Below are 19,010 nucleotides of genomic sequence, written 5' to 3'. Positions count from 1 at the left end.
TTATTATGGATTCCTGCTTTCGCAGGAATGACATAAAAAAATAGTTAAAAATTACGCAGATTTCTTATTAAAGTTTTTTTTGTACTTGTTCTGCCATATTTTGCATATTATTAGAAGCATGATGAACATTCTTGGCAATATGCTTATTTGCAGCTTCTAATATTTTGTTTGAAGACTCATAAGCAATACTTGCTAATTCCTTAGCATTATCCATAGATGTTTCATAAATAGATTTTAAACATTTTTGATGACATTCACTAGCTTGTTTGAAATCTTTAGAATTTGCTGCTTCTTTAGTAGTATTCAAAATAGTATTAACATTATTTTGTATAATCTCGGAATTTTTCTTAAGCAAAGATTGCATGCTTTCTGTAGCAATTTGATTAGTTGTTAAAAGAATATTCATAGCTCTTTGCATTGTATTTGTGATAGATGAAAGATCTACACTAGGGATATTTTTCATAGAACTCATATAAAATTCCGGATTCATATAGGATTTCATTAAATCTAAAAATTGTGTATTATTTAACATTATTCATTCTCCTAAAATAAATTAAATTTTTTACTTAAAAAATTTTTTGTGTTTTTTATAGGTTACGTATATGTAAACATAAACCCTCAATTCATGCTAACATTTATAAAATTATGAGTCAATAATTGTTAGCATTAAGAATAATATTAAAAATAGTTAAGTTTTTATAAATGTTAGATACATCAATTCAAGAATTAATAGATAAGTGGCAAAAATACCTCGATTTGCAAAGAAATTACTCTAATCATACAGTAATTTCCTATAATAATGACCTTAAGCATTTCCTTGAGTTTATGAATTATTATAATTCAGAGCTTGTAACGATAAATCATATTAAAACCGCAGATATAAGATTAATCCGAAGTTGGCTTGCAAAACGTAACTGTGATAATTTTACCACTTCTTCAATTTCACGTGGTTTATCTGCAGTAAAAAATTTTTATAGGTTTTTAGAGAAAACAACACAGTTAAATAGTCATATAATTTTTTCTATAAAATCTCCTAAAAAAACTAAATTATTACCAAAAGCTTTATCGGAGGATGATGTAGTAATATCACTTGAACATATTGAAGAATACGGGAATGTTAAGTGGGTAGAGCTTAGAAATAAAGCCCTACTTGTTCTTATATATGCTTCAGGTTTACGTATATCGGAGGCATTATCAATTACGAAACTTCATCTACAAAATCTAGAATTTATAAGAATAATAGGTAAAGGTAGTAAAGAAAGAATAATTCCGTGGTTACCGATTGCTAAAAATTTAATTACCCAATATTTAGAAATATTGCCGTATAAGCTAGGTGATAATGAACCGATATTTAGAGGAAAGCAGGGTAAGAAATTGCAGCCACCGGTATTTAATCGTGAATTAATTAAATTAAAGCATTTTTATGGTTTACCGCAGCATTTAACTGCTCATTCATTTAGGCATAGTTTTGCTTCGCATTTGCTTGAGCATGGTGCAGATTTACGCTCTATTCAAGAGCTATTAGGTCATAAAAGTCTATCTACTACACAAAACTATACTAAAACAAGTATAAAGCATTTAGAGGCTGTATATACTACCGCATATCCAATTAAAAAATAAAATATATTAATATTCATAATCTTCTTGCGTTAGTTTTAAGTTATATATTATTTTATTTTAAAAACCTTATAAACATAATATACTAAAGCTAATATTGAGATATTAATATGCTAGAAACACCTAAATTGCCTACAGGATATAAACCTTCTAAAGATGAAGAATATATGTGTCCTAATCACCTAGAATATTTTAGACAAAAACTTTTAAGATGGAAAGAGGATTTATTAAATGAATCTCAAGAGACTTTAAATCATTTAAAGGAAGAAAATTTAAAAGAATCAGATCTTAACGATTGTGCTACTCATGAAACAGAAAGAGCCTTTGAGCTTCGTAGTAGAAATAGATATTGTAAATTAATGAGTAAAATAGAAGAAGCATTATCACGTATTGAAAATGGGGAATACGGTTACTGTGAAGAAACAGGCGACCCAATAGGTATAAAAAGATTAGAAGCACGACCTATTGCTGCATTATGTATTGAAGCTCAAGAGCGTCATGAAAATTATGAAAGAAGTCATTTGGATGAGCCTGGAAACTAAGCGGTTGGATATGAGTCGTCATTGCGAGCCGGCATTTATGCCGGTGCGGCAATCTCAGGAGTTTTTTTAATATTATCTTATGAGATTGCCGCGTCGTTGCTAACGCAACTCCTCGCAATGACGATTCGGGTATCCACGCGGGCAAAATGTCCCGACTATTAGCGATTATATACCTTAAAACCTAAAGAAGTTAGAGCATTTACCGTTTCAAATAAAGGTAATCCCATAACATTTGAATATGAGCCGGAAATAAATGAGATAAAAGCTTCTGCATAACCGGAAATTTTACAGCCGCCGGCTTTATCTATTCCCTCATCCAAAGAACAATAAAAATTAATCTCTTCATCACTTAATTTTTTGAACTTAACAATAGTCTGAACTATTTTTTGCCTAACTGTAAGCTGATCATTCTCTTTTTTGATAATACATAAACCGGTATAGACACGATGACGACGTCCGGATACCATCTTAATACAATTCTTGACTTCTTCATAAGTAGTAGCTTTCGGCAATATTCTTCTACCTACTGCCGCTACCGTATCGGCAGCTATAATTATAGCTGATTCCTCTATTTGAGATGCAACTTTTATAGCTTTTTCGTAAGCAAGTCTTATGGCTAAGGGAGCGGGTAATTCACGCAAATTAGGTGTTTCGTCTATATCTGCCGGAATAATTTGTGAAGGGATAATTTTAATTCTGTTTAGTAACTCAATTCTTGCAGGAGAGCTTGATGCTAATATAATCGGTAGGTTTTTTTTGTTCTGCTTCATACTTATAAAGACTAGTGACGATGAATCACACGCCCCTTAGTTAAATCATAAGGAGTCATTTCTACCGTAACTTTATCTCCTAGTAATATTCTGATACGATTTTTACGCATCCTACCGGAAGTATGAGCAATAATTACATAATCATTCTCAAGCTTTACTCTAAAAGTAGCATTAGGTAAAAGTTCAAGTACTGTACCTGTAAACTGAATGAGGTCGTCTTTTGACATTATAATTTATGTTTTTATGGTCGGGGCGGAGAGATTCGAACTCCCGACCCTCTGGTCCCAAACCAGATGCGCTACCAGGCTGCGCTACGCCCCGAGAATTAATTATGTCTATACTATATACTCTATTATTCGTAGCAAATCAATTTTTTTATGCAAAAATTTATAGATTTTGCTCATATCGTCATTGCGAGCGAACGTAAATGAGCGTGGCAATCTTGTCAAATATCCTGAGATTGCTTCGTCAAAACTTGCAGTTTCTTCTCGCAATGACGGTTTGGGTATTTCTTAAGTTTTATATACGATTTACCGAATTTCTATAAAAAATCCATAAAGTTTAATTTATTTTAAACAAGAAAAAGTAACTTATAATTACTTTTTATATTTAGGAAATACTTTATTTTGTAAGTATCTTTATAGATATTTTAGTATTTAATTAATGTTTTTCAACTAAAAGTAATGTGTTATTTATATAACAAAATTATAAGTTAGAAAAATTTTTATTCTTTTAATAATTATTAATCATTTCATCTTATCCTCTTTTATTATTAATACTAATTAAAGCTCTGAATAAAAAATTAATTTTATTATTAACTTTTTTTAAAAGTGCAACATAGGTTCTGTGAACATCTCTAAAAAATAGCAAATTAATTAGAAATGTTCACAGAACCTAGCGAAAATATTAAGAATTTTTATCTTAATCTCATTTACCAAAGATTTTTAAAAATCTTCCAAAATACAGAAAATTTATATTTGTTTAATGAATACTAGTCTCGAATTGATAATTTAGAAAATTAAGCCCAAATTTAGGAGATGTTATGTCAACTCAACGAAAAAATATTTTAAAAAATTTAATAAAAAAAGGCATGTTTACGACAGCCTCGGCGGCGGCAATGATACTTGTGAGTACTAGCTCTTTAGCTCTAGACAACCGGGACGTGATAGCAGATGATGCGGTTTTATCTAGCGGGGTTAATTTGGATCAAAACGGCGGTAACATTCCTTTTGCTCCCGGTTCTCTGCTTACGTTTAATAATGCAGATAGCGTTACTGCCGATGTGAATGCAATTGCCGGTATATATGTAAATGCTATCGGTCTATCGATGACTTTTCTGCAGAATACAGTAGTCGGCTGTATCGTTCCACCGGATTTACTTCTAGCAAATCACTCATTAAATATGACTATCCCTGCCGGAGCAAATGTTACTTTAAACGGCGTTGCTCCAAGTCAAGCAGCAGCTGCAGCTGCCGTAAATGCAGCGGGCGGTGCTAACCCGTTTGCTCCTGGACTCGGCAACAACGTTCCTGCGGATACTTATTTTATTAATGATATAGATTTTCAGGGTACTAACGGACAATTAACTATTCAAGCTGCAGATAATGGAGATATAGTTTTTGCTGCTGAAACTACTGATACCACGATTACAAACGGACTAAAAGCTATTGTAAATGTTAATTCAAATCTTCAAGTAAAAGATATTAGTTGGGCAACAGGGCTTGGAAAAATCAATATTGGTGCTAATGCTATATATAATTATGTAAATAATCTTCCCAATCCAATTGATGTAAACCCTATAGGAAATTTAGTATTTTTAGATCCTACTTCTCGAGCTGACTTTAGTAATGAAAATGGAGCAAGTACACAGTTTTTTGCTACTGAAGCCCTAACTAGTAAGAATGATGCGGCAGGTATAGTAGCGTTTCACGTATCAACCTCTGCAACGAATATTACTGTACCTGTCGGGACTAGCCCTACCCAAAGATTTAATACCTTTATTACGGATGGTGAAAATGTAACAACTATTAGCAGTAATATTTTTGCACAAAAAATTATAATTCAGCAGGATCCGACAAAGCTAGGCGGTCAGACACAACTTATTTGGACAACACAGCTTAATACGGGTGCCGGTGGTTTAGTACAATTTAATTCAAATTCTATATCACAATTTAACGCTAACATAACTTCCAATATGGATTTTAACGGTAAATCTGCGACTGCTATATTGGATGACGGTGTTACAGTAACCGGGGATATAGACGATATTATAGGGGGAAATCTGGCAACCTTAAATTTTGTTGGTGGTAGTACTGTTACCGGTGATGTAGGAGCCAACCATGCGATTAATACATTGAATGTTAAAGGGAATAACCCTGTTAATTTACAGGGAAATGTTACGGTTGATCAGTTTAATTTTACTGCTGACGGGATAGCTGCAGTAGGAGGAACATTAACTGCAACAGCAGGAGTGCAGTATAATGATCTTGAGGCAACGTTAGCATTTTCTAATCCGGTAGGTTCTTATATTTTTTCAAGCCCTATTTTACAAGCAGGCAATGGTGGTGTCATGGTAGATACTACTCTTAAGGCTACTGATGCTAGTATTGCTACGGCTAAAGCTATTCAAATAGGAGCAAATTTCTCTACAGCGGCTCTTACTTTAGCGGTCAATAATCCGAATTTAAATCTTTATAGCGGGAGGAAATCAAATTAATTTTGAAAGTGCTAAGGTCGGTTTAGTTGTTGCTTCACCTGTCGTACAAGCCGTAACGTTCGGCGGTAACTTAGACGGTTTCGCAGACGGCGGCGGTAATGTAACCTTAAACGGCACTAATGCTTTAACCGTTCAGGGAGGATCGTTCGGTGCCGTTAATAAGCTAGCTTCGGTTAGCACTATAGGAAACGTTCAGGCACAGGGAGGGATTAACCTTAGCGGTATTACGACTCTTAACGTTACGGGAAATAGTAACTTTACCGATCAAACCGCTACCTCGGCAAGTGCTACTAATATAAATATCGGCGATGGGAACGGAATCGGGACATATATATTAACACCTAATAATGCAAATTTTAATATTAGTACTGCTAATATGAAATTCAATAATGCCGGTTCAATATTAAATATTACAAGTAACGGAAACGTAACGGCTACAATGAATGGGGATTTAGATCCCGGTGCGGCGGCTAGCGGTATAATTCAGTTAAGCTCAACCGGCGGTCTTTTAACGATAACCGGTGGGAATAATTTAGGTATTAACGGCGGGAATACTTTAAATTCTATGATATTAGCTGGCAACGGTGATATCACGATTACGCCGGCAATTAATATAGCAACTCCTCTTTCTACAGGTATAGCAGGTAATTTAACTCTTACTACTGTTAACGGTCCGGTCAATTTTACGAATACTACTACGCTTGCAGTGACTAATATTACCGGAAAAACGGATTTTGTAAATAATGCCGGTATAATAAAACTTAACAATAACGGTACCGTTAATGTGTTAGGAGCAGCTACACTTGGACCTGTGACGGGTATTACGGCTTTAAACCTTAACGGAGCAGGGGTTGTTACGATAAACGGAGCATCTAGTGCAACTAATCTGACAATAAATAATGCAGGTGTAGTAGCTAAGGCTGCCGGTGGCTTTACCGGTAATGCTGCAGTTGGAGCCGGTCAATTGACTACAAATACTATCGGGAATGTAACTATTGGAACGGGAACATACACAGGAGATATTTCAGGTACGGTAACTTTTAGTGGGACAGGTATTCTTAATACAACTCAAGTTGGAGGGAAAGCAGATTTTGTAAATAACGCCGGTACAATAAATCTTGCTTCTAATGGACAATTAGGAGCAGTAACAAGTACCGGAGGTGTTAGCGGTACCGTTAATGTGTTAGGAGCAGGTACACTCGGACCTGTGACGGGTATTACAGCTTTAAATCTTAATGGAGCAGGAGCTGTTACGATAAACGGAGCATCTAGTGCAACTAATCTGACAATAAATAATGCAGGTGTAGTAGCTACGGCTGCTGGTGGCTTTACCGGTAATGCTGCAGTCGGAGCTGGTCAATTGACTACGGATACTACGGGTAACGTTACTGTCGGGACAGGAACATATACCGGGGATATTACAGGTACGGCAACTTTTACTGATGCCGGTGTCATTACAACTGATCAGATTGGTGGGCAGACTGATTTTGCCGGTAAGGCAGGTACGGTTAACGTTAATGACAGCGGTAATTTAGGTGTTGTTACAAGTAGTAACGCAGTTAACGGTAATTTAGTATTTTTAGGAGGCGGTAACGTAAACGGTGCTATAAGTAATATCAATACAATAAGTATTAAAGGAGTTGCTGGAAATATAGTAAACTTTACGCAGAATGTATCGGCAGCAAGCCTCACTTTCACTAACGGTGCTACGGCAAATTTAAGTGGGTCGCTTGGAACGGCTAATAATGCAGTTGCGGTAGATTTTGGAGCAGGTGGAGGTGTTTTAGAGTTTTCAGGTACAAATTCTGCAGGCTATTTACTTAACAGCCCAATTACAAACGGGAACACAGGAACATTAAACGTTTATACTACCGGTACTACTTTAACGGCTACTGATTCAAGTATAGGTACGGTACAAACAATTAATATCGGACAGGGAAATGCAGCCGCAGCATTTACGGTAGACGTATCTAACAAGGCTTTAACTCTAGAAAGTGCTATTAATTTGAATAATACTAACTCCATATTTGGTTTAACTACTAGCAAAAATCAACAAGTTACCTTTACGAATAATGTCGATGGTTTTGTCAATGTTGGCAATGCGGGCGGTATTGTTAATTTAAGTAGCACTTCTAATGCTCCGCCAAATAAAAATGTGTTAACTTTGCAGGGTAATGTTGGTAATGAAACTCTTGGTACAAAGGCAAATCCCCTTGCTGTTATAAATGTTAGTGGTAATGTCGGAGTTGTTGGTACTAATGCTAAGTTAGGTACAAATGGACTTGATGTGAGTAATACTGCAGTGCTTAATATTGCTGCCGGCGGGGTTTTTGTCGATGCATCACTTACCTCGGCAAGCATTAATGCAATTAACATTGGTGATGCTAAAGCTGGACCGGCCGTTTATGCACTTGATGCAATAAATGTTGATTTTGACTTAGATGCACCGGGTGTTGCATTTAAAAACGATTCATCTGTTTTAAAATTAATGACTACTTCGACAGATGTCAATACCCCAAGTACCATATATCTAACCGGTAATATAGATCCCGGTGCTGCAAATTTCGGTATAGTTGAGTTAAATGCTGAAAATGCCAATACTACATTAGTAATAAACGGTGTTAAAAATAAGGGAGTTAATCCTATTCTTTCACTTGGTACTGCTAATCATCCACTACAACAAATAAAATTTTCTGGGTTAGGTACAATAGAAGTAACTGCGATTAATACCAAGAGTATTGACGTCTCGGTGCCACAGCTTGCTATAGGAGTCGTCAATGCAGATGCTTTCTTCTCAGGTGCTACTAAGCTTGGAGTTGTACAGATTAGCGGTAATATGGATTTCCAAAATAATGCCGGTACTGCAATATTTGCTAGTGATACAAAAAATAATATACCGGCACTTATTACCGGTAATATAACGAGTACCGGCGGTCAACCTAACGGTACTGTAGTCTTTATGGATAACGGTACTATAGGTACTGTTGGCGGTAACAATACAATTACAAACCTTGCAATGCTACAAGCAGGGGCTGACAACAGCACCGTCACGATTAATTCCGGCGGTAACATGTCTATTACTGAAGTTCAAGGAACGGGTACGGGTAATATATTATTTACCCAACCGACTACTTTAACTGGTACCATTACGGGGAATGGCGTTAATTTAATGTTTACCGGTCCAAGTAGCGTTAGCGGGGATATAGGTAGCAGCACTTCAAAAGTTGGTGATATAACCGTTAGCACTGATTTGCTGAATTGTGCCGGAGGTGTTAATGCAGCATATGTAATATTAATAAACGGCGGTGACATAAAATTTAATGGAGCAATAAATATTTTAGATATTTCTGAAGGATCAAGCTTTTTTCCTTTTGCTTTAGCTATAAACCCTGAGGATAGCTTAGTAATTTTTGATGACTCTAATGCAATTACTTATTCCGGTAGTATAGGTACTAAAGGAATGGTTGATGTAGTTCAAATAGACGGGGGTGATGTTACAATTCAAGGTACCGTGAAAACAGGCTCGGTTTCATTTACTACTACTCAGTCTGCAACTTTAACTCTTGCTAATACTAGTGTAGTTGGCGGAGCTACTACTACCGGCAATAAAATTCATACTCTAGCAATAACGGGCGATTTAACAACAGGTACTTCGCCGTTCGGTTCAGACTCAAACCACCTTAAAACCATTCAGCTTAATAGTGACGGTAAATTCACCATTGATAGCCAAGATGTTTACTCTAGTGTCACAACCAAAACTAATAACGAGGGTACGGCGATATTTAATGCCGATAACGGTTTTACCGATGATTTAGGCGGTGAGAATTTAAACCTTAAACTAGTTCAGTTCAGTAGTAATAAAGGCACGGTAAAAGGGGATACCTATGCTAAAGATATTACTATTGATGCCGGTAAATCAGCTGTATTTACCGGTTATAACAGTAGGAGCTTAGATATAGCTGCGGCAACTGTTGGCGGTGTTAAAGTTCCTAGAGCAACCACGAAATTTAATTACAAAACAAAAATCGTTTCAGAGAACTTCAAAGGAAGCAGTAGCGATTCTTCAGCAGAATATACTAATGCTGCACTTGTACAAGCACCGATTAACGGCGGTAGTCATAAATTCGATGATGACGTATGGCTACAAAAAGCGGTAACGGGTGCGAATGTTATTACGTTTGCACCGAAAAAAACAGCTTTCATTGCGTCGAATTTAGGAGCAAATACTATAGTTGCCGATCAGGCGACAATGATGTTTACCGGTGATAATACTAAAGTAAATGTCGGGGGTAATATATCAGGTAGTAATATTACTTTTGACCTTGGTAATAATCAAGTTACTTATACAGGCTCTGCTACTCCTACCGGCGAGCTTATTATTAATGTCTTCTATGATACTATAAATGCAGGTCAAACAGGTAACGCAAATAGCGGTAATATAGTACTCGCAAGCGGTAGTACCTTTGATTTATCAAATGTTTCTTCTATTAAAGTATTTTTAACTGCTCAAAATAACCCGTCTGCTATTGGAGAAGGTAGTGCTTATCCTGTCATTAGTGCAGCAGGAGGTAGTATAATAGTCGGTAATGCTGCAAATCTACCGTTTAACGTAACGGCTAATGAAGGCGGCTTCGTCAGATGGCAAATTACAGGTAATTCCTTTGTACTTTTACCGATAGAACCAACAGGAGATGTTACCGTAGATAATATTATAGGTAAGATAATAAAAGCTCCTCCGGGTAGTGATGCGGCAAAAGTTGCAAATGTTTTAGTAAATACACCGATAGATCAAAGGGCGGCGGTAATTAAGCATTTATTACCTCTAATCGAGCGTCCTTCAAATGAAATACACAGAGTAACTACTCCGCTTACTCCTATGGGTCCTTTGGTCGGTCCAAGTGTTGGTGGTGGTTTCAATCCTATACAGCCGCCACCAACTAGCGGTAGTGTAGTTAACAATATATATGTTCCGCCTACCACTCCGGGCGGCTATGACGTAACACCTAGCAATCCGGCAGGATATAATACTCCGACTACTCCGGTTACAGGCACCGGTGGCTTTGGACCTAATGGTCCCGGTACAGGAGGAAATGCTCCTAGCGGTTCTGTAACCGGCGGAGTATTTACTCCGAATGGTCCAAGTGTTGTGGCTCCAAGCGGTCCGGCTACAGGCGGTAGCGTTGGTGGCTTTGGTCCTAACGGTCCCGGCACAGGTGGAACTACAGGAGGAAATATTGGCACAGGAGGTGGTAGCCCATCAGTCGGCACCGGTGGATTTGGTCCTAATGGTCCCGGCACTGGCGGCACTACAGGAGGTAATATCGGTACAGGAGGCGGCAGTCCGTCAGTTGGTACAGGTGGAGCTTCAGGAAGTAATGTAGGTACAGGCGGTACAAGCTACAATGGTCCAGCATCAGGCGGCAGTCCTGCTGGCTATGTTCCATCTACTTCCGCTACTTCAGGTGGCAGTGTAGGTACAGGCGGTACAAGCTATAATGGTCCAGCTTCAACCGGTGGCGTTGGCAACAGTGGAACTACTCCAAGTGGTACAGGTTCTAATGTTGGTACAGGCAGTAACTCACCTGCCGGCGGTAATAGTGTATACAGCCCATCAACAGGTAGTACTCGTAATAATGTCGGTGGGTATACTCCTTCAGTTGGTCAGGGTGGTACAAGTTCTAACGGTTCGGTAACAGGTGGTAGTGTAGGCACAGGCGGCACAAGCTATGGTGGTGCAGGTTCTAACGGTGGTGTTACCAATGGTGGAAGCAGTCCATACGGTAATAGTGGTAATCCTACAACAACAAGTATTTCTCCTGCTAATAATAGTAACAATATAGGAGGCAGTTCTGAGAGCGGTATGCCTGCTATAGGTAGTAGCCGAGATAATTCTTCAGGTACAGGTAGCGGTGGAAATTCAGGTAGCGGAATAAGTCGTTCTAATGCGAATGACGGCTTTAATGCTGCTCATGATAATACTAGTACCGGTACTCAAGAAGTAGGTAAGAGACTTAAGACTCTTAAAGATGCGGCAGAGGATGGTGCAAATCCTGCAGCAGAAGATGCTACCTCACGTAAGAGAGGTGCGGCGGCTGTCGGAGGCGGTGACTGTGAACTCGATGAAGGTAATGCTAATAATTCCGTTTACGGAGTATGGGTTAGCCCATATTACGGCAAAGCGGTACAAAAAGCCTTTAACGGTCTTAGCGGTTATAAAGCTAAATCTACCGGTGGCTCAATCGGGGTCGATACCGTTATAAACGATAATATAGTTCTTGGTGCTGCTTATACTAGAGTCGATACGAAGTTACGTTACCAAAATGCCAAATCCGGCAATACTACTAAGGTCGGAACTAATATGGGTTCTATATACGGTTTATATTACTTTGTAAATAACTGGTTTGTAGAAGGAGTAACTACCTATTCACGAAGCGATATTAAAACTAATGAACTACGTAATATTATAGGCGGTTATGAAACGGCACACGGTAAGTATCATTCAACTTCTTATAGCGGTCAAGTAGTTGGGGGTTATAATTATCTATGGAAAGAAACTTCATTCGCACCGATGGCAGGTTTAAGATTTACTAAGATTAAAGATTCCGGTTATCAGGAATACGGTACTTCTTTCCAAAATCTAACTATTCAGAAGCGTCAATATAATAAGGTTGAGGGTATACTCGGCGGTGAAATTAAAACAACTTTCTATAAGGATGAGTTCATAATTAGACCGCAAGTTCATGCCTTTATTAATTACGACTTTAAAGGTAAGACACCGGCAATCATCGCAGATCTTAACGGTCTTAATGAGCCTTTACCGGTACCGACGCCTAAACCTACTAAAATGCTGTATGATTTAGGAGCAGGGGTAGTAGTTAAGAAAGGTAGAACGGAGTATGGAGTGCATTACGGGCTGAACTTAGCTAAAAAATACCATGCTCAATCCGGTACGCTAAGACTTAAAGTAAATTTCTAAAAATCCGCATCAGTTAAGGATAAGAACTATAAAATTTCTATCCTTAACTGAGTAGTAAATTTTATTTTATAATCAAAGATGAAGCTTAATAATGTCTTTGGTTACCTTATCACTATTCAGGATAAGTTTTTATCCTGAATAGCTCGCTATTTAATATTTTCTATCTATTATCCTAATGGCTGCCTTTATGAGAAGCATGCCCTCCTTTAGCAGCTATTTCTCTTACCTTTTCTTTATCCATAGAGGCAAAGCCCTGTTTTCCTGATCCGTGATCATGATCGTTATGACCATGATGTCCTCCGTGAGAAGCATGTCCTTCTTTAGCAGCTATTTCTCTTACCTTTTCTTTATCCATAGAGGCAAAGCCCTGTTTTCCTGATCCGTGATCATGATCGTTATGACCATGATGTCCTCCGTGAGAAGCATGTCCTTCTTTAGCAGCTATTTCCTTTACTTTTTCTTTATCCATAGAGGCAAAGCCCTGTTTTCCTGATCCGTGATCATGATCGTTATGACCATGATGCCCTCCATGAGAAGCATGTCCTCCTTTAGCAGCTATTTCTCTTACTTTTTCTTTGTCCATAGAGGCGAAGCCTTTGTTATTATTAGTCATAATTCCCTCCTAAATATTCGGGTTAGTTAATAATACAGAACCACTTTTTTTCGTTTTCAGTAGCTCCATATATGATGGTAGAAAAATTTATAGGGTAAGTCAACCTAAATTAAAAATATTATAAACTATTATTTTTAACAATAAAGTTAATTACTGTTTACTTATAAAAAATTTATTTTTATTGTTGTTTTTTTAACCTTGACCTGAAAAAATTTAAGGAGTAGGCTTATAATTGCAATCAAAAATTAAGGAGGCTAACATGACAACTTTAGTAGGAACCCAAAATAATTTTGCCGATGCAATAAAAGAACTTATAGAGCTTGATTACGATGCTATCGAAGCATATAAAACTGCTATTAATAGAATTACTAATGAAGATTACAAAAAACAGTTAGATGCCTTTAAAACGGACCATGAAAGACATGTAAAAGAGTTAAATAAGCTTTTATCAAAACATAACGAGAAAACAATAAAAGGACCAAGTAGTAAGCAATGGCTGACAAAAGGTAAAGTGATACTTGCTGATTTAGTTGATGATAAAGCTATATTATATGCTATGCATACAAATGAAGAAGATACTAATACTGCTTATGAAAGATTAAATGAGCATAGTAATAAATGGCATGATGCATCAAAAACTTTAAAACAAGGTCTTTTAGATGAACAAAAACATAAGAAATGGATAGAAAAACAACTTGAAGAGTAAATCTATATATAATTGGTGGGGGGTAAAATTAAATTTTACTCCTTATATAATCTAAGCGTTATAAATATTAGCTCTGTGAATATTTCTAATAAAGATTTAATTCTGGTTATTTTTTGCTGCAAATCATAACATATCTAAATCAACATTTAAAACAGTACTTAGTTTTTTTAGCGTGTCTATTGTGCCTTTTCGTAATCCTTTCTCAATAAATGATATATATTGCTTAGTTTTACCAATTTTAATAGCTAATTGTTCTTGAGATAATCCTCTATATTCACGATAAACTTTAATAGGATTTTCGCCGTTTAGAATTTTTTGTACCAAATCTTCAGGAAAATATTCCTCATTTTTGGCTATAGCTTCGGCGTATAATGTTTCATCGGTAATACATTGTTTCTTATTGATAAGTTCCTGATATTCATTAAAAGGTATAACAACAAAAGCAGGCTTCCCTTGATATTCTATTATATGTTTATTACTCATTTATATACCTATCCTCTAACATCAACATTAATTACTAGAATTTCTAACTTTCCTTTATTTATTCTATATATAACTCTATAATCTCCAATCCTTAATCTATACCCATCGTATCCTATTAATTTCTTGATATTATTATTTTCCTTATAAGGATTTAATTTTAGTTGTTCTAATTTTTCTAATATAGCTTTTCTTTTGTTTGTAGAAATTTTGAGTAAGTTTTTTAAAGCTGTTTTAGAAAAGCTGAGTTTATATTGCATTTAGAGATGAGAATAGATTAAATTATAATATACTCTATGTAAGAATAGAAGTCAACATATTGTTGACTGATGCAATCAGAAAAATTATAATCTTAATACTAGGCTCTATGAAGCTTTCTAAAAAAGATTTAATTTTGGTTATTTTTTACTGCAAATTATAAGATTTTTTTGAAATATGAATAACTATTCTTTCAAAAATCTTATTAATTTTCGCTAAAAAATACCTCAAAATAGCGAATCAATTAGAAAGCTTCATAGAAACTAAGTAAGTATAAGGTTAATTAAATAATAAGTTGAATTTGTACAAGATTTATTATATTAATATTTGTAATTATTTTTCAGGAACTGCGATAGTTTTTATGGTAATTGCATGTAGTTTTTTATTTAATATTTCAGACAGGGCGTTTTTTACTAATTTATGTTGATTAATTAAAGAAAGTCCATTAAATTGAACATCTGATATTTCTAATGCATAATGGTCTTGATCTCCTACTAAATCAGTAATTTTTATTATACTGTTTGGAAAGGATTTCTTAAGTATTTTTTCTAACTCTTCTGCAGATATTGCCATTATTTTATCACTTTTTAGATATAAAAGCCTAAATATTAATTAAAGTTTTTTTTAGTTAAAGTAAAGCTTTATATGAATTTTTATTATAGAATTTTAAACATTCATTGATAAACTCTACTCTTATGCATATAATAATTAATATTATTATGTCATTTATTAATTATTATGAAAAAAGAAGCTGAAGAATTAAAATTATTTATCTTAGAATGTTTGAATGAGAAAAAAGCAGAAGATATTGAGGTAATTGATTTAACAGGAAAACATAAATTAGCCGATTATATTATATTTGCTAGCGGTCGTTCGACTAAAAATGTTGGAGCAATTGCTGAATATGTAGCTTTAGAATTAAAAAATAATGCCGGTATAAATAGTAATATTGAGGGGCTTGGTAAATCAGAGTGGGTACTAATAGATGCAGGTACTATTTTAATTAATATTTTTTATCCTGAAGCACGGGAGCATTTTAAGCTAGAAGAAATTTGGAAAAGATGAACGATCATATTCTTATTAACGTTATAATTTTACTCGGTACTGCGGTTTTTATCGTGGCTATACTTAAGCGTCTTAGATTAAGTCCGGTACTTGGTTACTTAATTGCAGGAGCTGCAATAGGTGATCACGGTTTAAAAATCGTAACATATGACCAAACTAAGTTACTAGGTGAACTTGGTGTAGTATTTCTATTATTTGCGATAGGTCTTGAGTTATCCTTCGAGCGATTAAAAGCTATGAGACGATATGTCTTTGGTCTCGGTAGTTTGCAAGTTTTAACGACTGCTATAGTAATTGCCGGTGCAATGGTACTTATAGACGGTAATAGTAGTGCGGCTATTATTACTGGCGGTGGCCTTGCCCTTTCATCTACGGCACTTGTTATGCAGGTTATTGAGGAAAATCGTAGTCAATCAACCCAAATAGGAAGAGTTTCTTTAGCTATTCTGTTACTGCAAGATTTGGCTGTAGTTCCATTGCTTGTGGTAGTGCCGCTACTTGCTGATAGTAATAAAGCTTCGCTTGCAGCGGCTCTTGGTATTGCACTCTTAAAAGCCGTAACGGCCTTACTTACAATATTTATTGTCGGTCGTGTTTTTCTTCGTCCTGTATTTTCTTTCATTTCATCAGAAAGTAATAATGCAAGCGAGTTACCTATTTCAATGACTTTGTTAATAGTACTTTCTGCTGCTTGGGCTACCGAAACATTTGGTTTGTCTTTAGCTCTAGGAGCATTTGTTGCCGGAGTATTAGTGGCGGAAACTGAATTTAGATTGCAGGCAGAAGAAAGTATTTATCCTTTCAAAAGTTTATTTTTAGGATTGTTTTTCATGACCGTCGGTATGAATATCGACGCACTAGAAATGTATGAAAAAATATCTCATATTCTTACTTTATCTATTGCTTTAATAGGTATAAAAACCTTAATCATAACAGCTTTTTGTATTTTATTTGGTTTTAATAAAGGAGTTGCTTTTTATTCAGGCTTATTATTATCGCAAGGTGGAGAGTTTGGTTTTATATTATTCAGTTTAGGTAAAGATAGTGGAGTATTAGAAGAAAGTACTGCCGATATATTATTACTCGTAGTTACTTTTACTATGGCACTTACTCCATTACTCGCAGCTTTAGGGAAAAAGATTGCCGAGAAAGTTGATAAAGGACTTGGTAAAACTCCGACTCAAATGATTGAGCTTGGGGCAAGAGATTTAACAAACCATATTATTATTGCCGGACTTGGTAATACCGGTAAAATGGTAGCAAGAGTTTTGGAAGCGGAAGGTATAAGTTACGTAATACTTGATTTAGATGATGATAGAGTCAAAGAAGAGCTATCAAACGGTTTACCGGTTTTTAAAGGTGACGTATCGCAAGCCGATACTCTAAAGGCATTAGGTACGGAAAGAGCATTTGCTATAATACTTACTATGAATAATCAAGTAACTATCAAGAAATCGCTTAAAACAATTAGCGGTAATTATCAGGATATACCGATTGTCGTTAAGTTAAAAAACTTAAAAAATGCTAGAGAGTTTTATGATTTAGGTGCCACAACTATTATTCCGGAAAGTTATGAGACTGGATTACAAATCGGTGGAACAGTCCTAAAAAATATAGGTATTAGCGAGCAGGAAATTAATAGAATAAAAGTACAATTTAGGCTTGGTAATTATATAATAGCAAAAAAAGAGGATGCCTTATCTGAAGTGGAAGATAATGATTAAAGTTTTTATCATTTTAATTACGATAATATTATCAACAACAATTAACGCCGATAATAAAAAATTACCTATTCCTAGATTTGTTTCAATAAAATCTAATGAAGTAAATGCAAGGAGCGGACCAACCACTAAATCTGCCGTAGAATGGCTTTTTGTTAAAAAAGGCGAACCGGTAGAAATAACTGCAGAGTACGAACAATGGCGACAAGTACGTGACATTAACGGCGAAGGCGGTTGGATACATTCAAGCGTTTTATCAGGTAAAAGATCAGTAGTTATTACCTCCGACAAGGAAATAGAGCTTACCAAATCCGCAGACCATAAAAGCCGAGTTATAGCAAAATTAATGCCCAAGGTTCGCTGCGGTTTAAAAAAATGCAAAGAACAATTCTGCCAAATTACATGTAAGAATTACACAGGTTGGATTTCTAAGAAAGTAATTTGGGGGGTATATGATGATAATGATAGGTATTAATAGACTTTTTGCCTAACCTCCTTCTAAAGGTAATTTGTACATCAAGAAGGTAACTAGCATCCTCATGTATTTATATACGCTGCGGTGGCAAGTGCTTCCGTGTTTCCAGGGGGATTCCTCTTTATAAGATAAGTTATGCAAGAAGTCTAATACTTATAATAAATTGTAAAAGTAGTTTACTATCTGAGGTTAATTTGCTATATATGCAAACTTACTAAAATATAATTATTTATGCAAAGATATTTAGACGGTACAAATGATGTCGCATTTAAAAAATTATTTAGCGATAAAGTAAAATTAATAAATTTATTGAACTCTCTTCTTAGGTTATCGAAAGGAGATAGAATCATAGATTTAAGCTATATAACTACTGAACAATTGCCTTTATTTCTTGAAGGGAAAAGAAGTTTATTCGATCTAAAAGTTAAAGATGAAACCGGTAGATGGTATATAATCGAAATGCAGCGTAAAATGGAGAAAGATTATCTTAATAGAACGCAGCTTTACGGTTGTTATACCTATGTTAGTCAAATTAAGAAAGGTATGAAACATAGGGATTTATTGCCGGTAGTAATAATTTCTATCATAGGAACAAAAGCTTTGCCTGATGAATTGCCGTATGTTAGCTATCATCATATAAAAGAAAGCAATACCCATAAACAATATTTGTTTTCATTAACTTATGTATTTATTGAACTAGGAAAATTTAAAAAAAATGATCTTAAAGATGATACCGATGAATGGTTACATTTATTAAAATATGCTTCGCAAGAACAAGAACCGCCAAAAGAGATTAAAAATGAAATTGTGTTATCGGCATATGCAAGTTTAGAGCAATATAAATGGACGGACCAAGAGCATGATGATTACTTTAGAGCTGAAATGGCTATACAACAAGAAATAGACAAGTTTGAGGAAAAGTTTAATGCCGGTATGAAAAAGGGGATAGAAAAGGGAAAAATTGAAATAATAAAGAAAATGCTAACTAAAAAAATACCTATAGAAGAAATACACGAGATGACAGGAATATCCATAGAAGAAATAAAAAAGCTAAAAGCAGAAATATAAAAT

The 19,010-nt window shown here is 35.4% G+C and carries 16 protein-coding genes, 1 tRNA gene and 1 pseudogene; 9 read left to right on the top strand and 9 right to left on the bottom strand.

Annotated elements, in window-relative coordinates; translation table 11 throughout:
- Positions 1 to 51: 51 nt before the first annotated feature.
- Positions 52 to 532: pseudogene (locus tag RF_RS06865) on the bottom strand (phasin family protein).
- Positions 533 to 702: 170 nt separating this feature from the next.
- Between RF_RS06865 and RF_RS06860 the strand changes: the two are divergent.
- Both RF_RS06860 and dksA read left to right on the top strand, forming a co-directional pair.
- Positions 703 to 1,620: a tyrosine recombinase XerC gene (locus RF_RS06860; protein ID WP_011271595.1), complete on the top strand. Its 918-nt coding sequence runs from the start codon at positions 703 to 705 to the stop codon at positions 1,618 to 1,620.
- A gap of 107 nt (positions 1,621 to 1,727) precedes the next feature.
- The gene (dksA, locus tag RF_RS06855; RefSeq protein ID WP_011271594.1) at positions 1,728 to 2,159 is read left to right on the top strand and encodes an RNA polymerase-binding protein DksA; all 432 of its coding nucleotides are present in this window, start codon (positions 1,728 to 1,730) and stop codon (positions 2,157 to 2,159) included.
- A 158-nt stretch (positions 2,160 to 2,317) separates the two neighbouring features.
- Here the strand turns inward: dksA and RF_RS06850 are convergent, their stop codons facing one another.
- From RF_RS06850 to RF_RS06840, 3 genes are all read right to left on the bottom strand, one after another.
- On the bottom strand, positions 2,318 to 2,929 hold the full coding sequence (locus RF_RS06850) for a Maf family protein (protein WP_011271593.1): 612 nt from the start codon (positions 2,927 to 2,929) through the stop codon (positions 2,318 to 2,320).
- 11 nt (positions 2,930 to 2,940) lie between these two features.
- The gene (infA, locus tag RF_RS06845; protein ID WP_011271592.1) at positions 2,941 to 3,156 is read right to left on the bottom strand and encodes a translation initiation factor IF-1; all 216 of its coding nucleotides are present in this window, start codon (positions 3,154 to 3,156) and stop codon (positions 2,941 to 2,943) included.
- A gap of 17 nt (positions 3,157 to 3,173) precedes the next feature.
- A tRNA-Pro gene (locus RF_RS06840) sits at positions 3,174 to 3,250 on the bottom strand.
- A gap of 721 nt (positions 3,251 to 3,971) precedes the next feature.
- Here RF_RS06840 and RF_RS06835 point away from each other — a divergent pair.
- Positions 3,972 to 5,645, top strand: coding sequence for a hypothetical protein (locus RF_RS06835; RefSeq protein ID WP_011271591.1), 1,674 nt, complete (start codon positions 3,972 to 3,974; stop codon positions 5,643 to 5,645).
- Here the strand turns inward: RF_RS06835 and RF_RS11700 are convergent.
- Complete coding sequence (locus tag RF_RS11700) at positions 5,637 to 5,762, bottom strand: hypothetical protein (RefSeq protein ID WP_268747340.1); 126 nt, start codon at positions 5,760 to 5,762, stop codon at positions 5,637 to 5,639. The two genes, RF_RS06835 and RF_RS11700, sit on opposite strands and share 9 nt — an antisense overlap.
- A 259-nt stretch (positions 5,763 to 6,021) precedes the next feature.
- On the opposite strand from RF_RS11700, the gene RF_RS11695 reads away from it, so the two are divergent.
- A complete protein-coding gene (locus RF_RS11695) occupies positions 6,022 to 12,621 on the top strand; it encodes an autotransporter domain-containing protein (protein ID WP_011271590.1) in 6,600 nt (2,199 codons plus the stop codon).
- A gap of 172 nt (positions 12,622 to 12,793) precedes the next feature.
- Here RF_RS11695 and RF_RS08210 read toward each other — a convergent pair whose 3' ends face one another.
- Positions 12,794 to 13,234 (bottom strand): KGG domain-containing protein, encoded by a 441-nt coding sequence (locus RF_RS08210; RefSeq protein ID WP_011271589.1) that lies wholly within the window; start codon positions 13,232 to 13,234, stop codon positions 12,794 to 12,796.
- A gap of 259 nt (positions 13,235 to 13,493) precedes the next feature.
- On the opposite strand from RF_RS08210, the gene RF_RS06810 reads away from it, so the two are divergent.
- On the top strand, positions 13,494 to 13,940 hold the full coding sequence (locus RF_RS06810) for a DUF2383 domain-containing protein (RefSeq protein WP_011271588.1): 447 nt from the start codon (positions 13,494 to 13,496) through the stop codon (positions 13,938 to 13,940).
- Positions 13,941 to 14,063: 123 nt separating this feature from the next.
- Here the strand turns inward: RF_RS06810 and RF_RS06805 are convergent, their stop codons facing one another.
- From RF_RS06805 to RF_RS06795, 3 genes are all read right to left on the bottom strand, one after another.
- Positions 14,064 to 14,423, bottom strand: a complete 360-nt coding sequence (locus RF_RS06805; RefSeq protein WP_011271587.1) for a helix-turn-helix domain-containing protein — start codon at positions 14,421 to 14,423, stop codon at positions 14,064 to 14,066.
- Positions 14,424 to 14,431: 8 nt separating this feature from the next.
- The gene (locus RF_RS06800; RefSeq protein ID WP_011271586.1) at positions 14,432 to 14,680 is read right to left on the bottom strand and encodes a type II toxin-antitoxin system RelE family toxin; all 249 of its coding nucleotides are present in this window, start codon (positions 14,678 to 14,680) and stop codon (positions 14,432 to 14,434) included.
- Between the two features lie 331 nt (positions 14,681 to 15,011).
- On the bottom strand, positions 15,012 to 15,251 hold the full coding sequence (locus RF_RS06795) for a BolA/IbaG family iron-sulfur metabolism protein (protein WP_011271585.1): 240 nt from the start codon (positions 15,249 to 15,251) through the stop codon (positions 15,012 to 15,014).
- 165 nt (positions 15,252 to 15,416) lie between these two features.
- Here RF_RS06795 and rsfS point away from each other — a divergent pair, with 165 nt between their 5' ends.
- The 4 genes from rsfS to RF_RS09390 all read left to right on the top strand — a co-directional run bounded on the left by rsfS (position 15,417) and on the right by RF_RS09390 (position 19,007).
- A complete protein-coding gene (rsfS, locus tag RF_RS06790) occupies positions 15,417 to 15,743 on the top strand; it encodes a ribosome silencing factor (protein ID WP_011271584.1) in 327 nt (108 codons plus the stop codon).
- Entirely contained in the window at positions 15,740 to 17,467 is a 1,728-nt protein-coding gene (locus tag RF_RS06785) for a cation:proton antiporter domain-containing protein (protein ID WP_011271583.1), read from the top strand. Before rsfS ends, RF_RS06785 begins: the two co-directional genes overlap by 4 nt.
- Positions 17,460 to 17,939: an SH3 domain-containing protein gene (locus RF_RS06780; RefSeq protein WP_039595201.1), complete on the top strand. Its 480-nt coding sequence runs from the start codon at positions 17,460 to 17,462 to the stop codon at positions 17,937 to 17,939. The genes RF_RS06785 and RF_RS06780 overlap by 8 nt, the downstream gene beginning before the upstream one ends.
- Before the next feature lie 231 nt (positions 17,940 to 18,170).
- Positions 18,171 to 19,007, top strand: coding sequence for an Rpn family recombination-promoting nuclease/putative transposase (locus RF_RS09390; RefSeq protein ID WP_011271581.1), 837 nt, complete (start codon positions 18,171 to 18,173; stop codon positions 19,005 to 19,007).
- The last annotated feature ends 3 nt before the right edge of the window (positions 19,008 to 19,010 follow it).

The sequence above is a fragment of the Rickettsia felis URRWXCal2 genome, from assembly GCA_000012145.1.
Classification (GTDB): Bacteria; Pseudomonadota; Alphaproteobacteria; order Rickettsiales; family Rickettsiaceae; genus Rickettsia; species Rickettsia felis.
This window is presented reverse-complemented; position numbering and strand designations above follow the sequence as displayed.

Excerpts from the sequence above, each read along its gene's own strand:
- RF_RS06860 (WP_011271595.1), top strand. The coding sequence starts at position 703 with ATGTTAGATACATCAATTCAAGAATTAATAGATAAGTGGCAAAAATAC.
- dksA (WP_011271594.1), top strand. The coding sequence starts at position 1,728 with ATGCTAGAAACACCTAAATTGCCTACAGGATATAAACCTTCTAAAGAT.
- RF_RS06850 (WP_011271593.1), bottom strand. The coding sequence starts at position 2,929 with ATGAAGCAGAACAAAAAAAACCTACCGATTATATTAGCATCAAGCTCT.
- infA (WP_011271592.1), bottom strand. The coding sequence starts at position 3,156 with ATGTCAAAAGACGACCTCATTCAGTTTACAGGTACAGTACTTGAACTT.
- RF_RS06835 (WP_011271591.1), top strand. The coding sequence starts at position 3,972 with ATGTCAACTCAACGAAAAAATATTTTAAAAAATTTAATAAAAAAAGGC.
- RF_RS11695 (WP_011271590.1), top strand. The coding sequence starts at position 6,022 with ATGAAATTCAATAATGCCGGTTCAATATTAAATATTACAAGTAACGGA.
- RF_RS08210 (WP_011271589.1), bottom strand. The coding sequence starts at position 13,234 with ATGACTAATAATAACAAAGGCTTCGCCTCTATGGACAAAGAAAAAGTA.
- RF_RS06810 (WP_011271588.1), top strand. The coding sequence starts at position 13,494 with ATGACAACTTTAGTAGGAACCCAAAATAATTTTGCCGATGCAATAAAA.
- RF_RS06805 (WP_011271587.1), bottom strand. The coding sequence starts at position 14,423 with ATGAGTAATAAACATATAATAGAATATCAAGGGAAGCCTGCTTTTGTT.
- RF_RS06800 (WP_011271586.1), bottom strand. The coding sequence starts at position 14,680 with ATGCAATATAAACTCAGCTTTTCTAAAACAGCTTTAAAAAACTTACTC.
- RF_RS06795 (WP_011271585.1), bottom strand. The coding sequence starts at position 15,251 with ATGGCAATATCTGCAGAAGAGTTAGAAAAAATACTTAAGAAATCCTTT.
- rsfS (WP_011271584.1), top strand. The coding sequence starts at position 15,417 with ATGAAAAAAGAAGCTGAAGAATTAAAATTATTTATCTTAGAATGTTTG.
- RF_RS06785 (WP_011271583.1), top strand. The coding sequence starts at position 15,740 with ATGAACGATCATATTCTTATTAACGTTATAATTTTACTCGGTACTGCG.
- RF_RS06780 (WP_039595201.1), top strand. The coding sequence starts at position 17,460 with ATGATTAAAGTTTTTATCATTTTAATTACGATAATATTATCAACAACA.
- RF_RS09390 (WP_011271581.1), top strand. The coding sequence starts at position 18,171 with ATGCAAAGATATTTAGACGGTACAAATGATGTCGCATTTAAAAAATTA.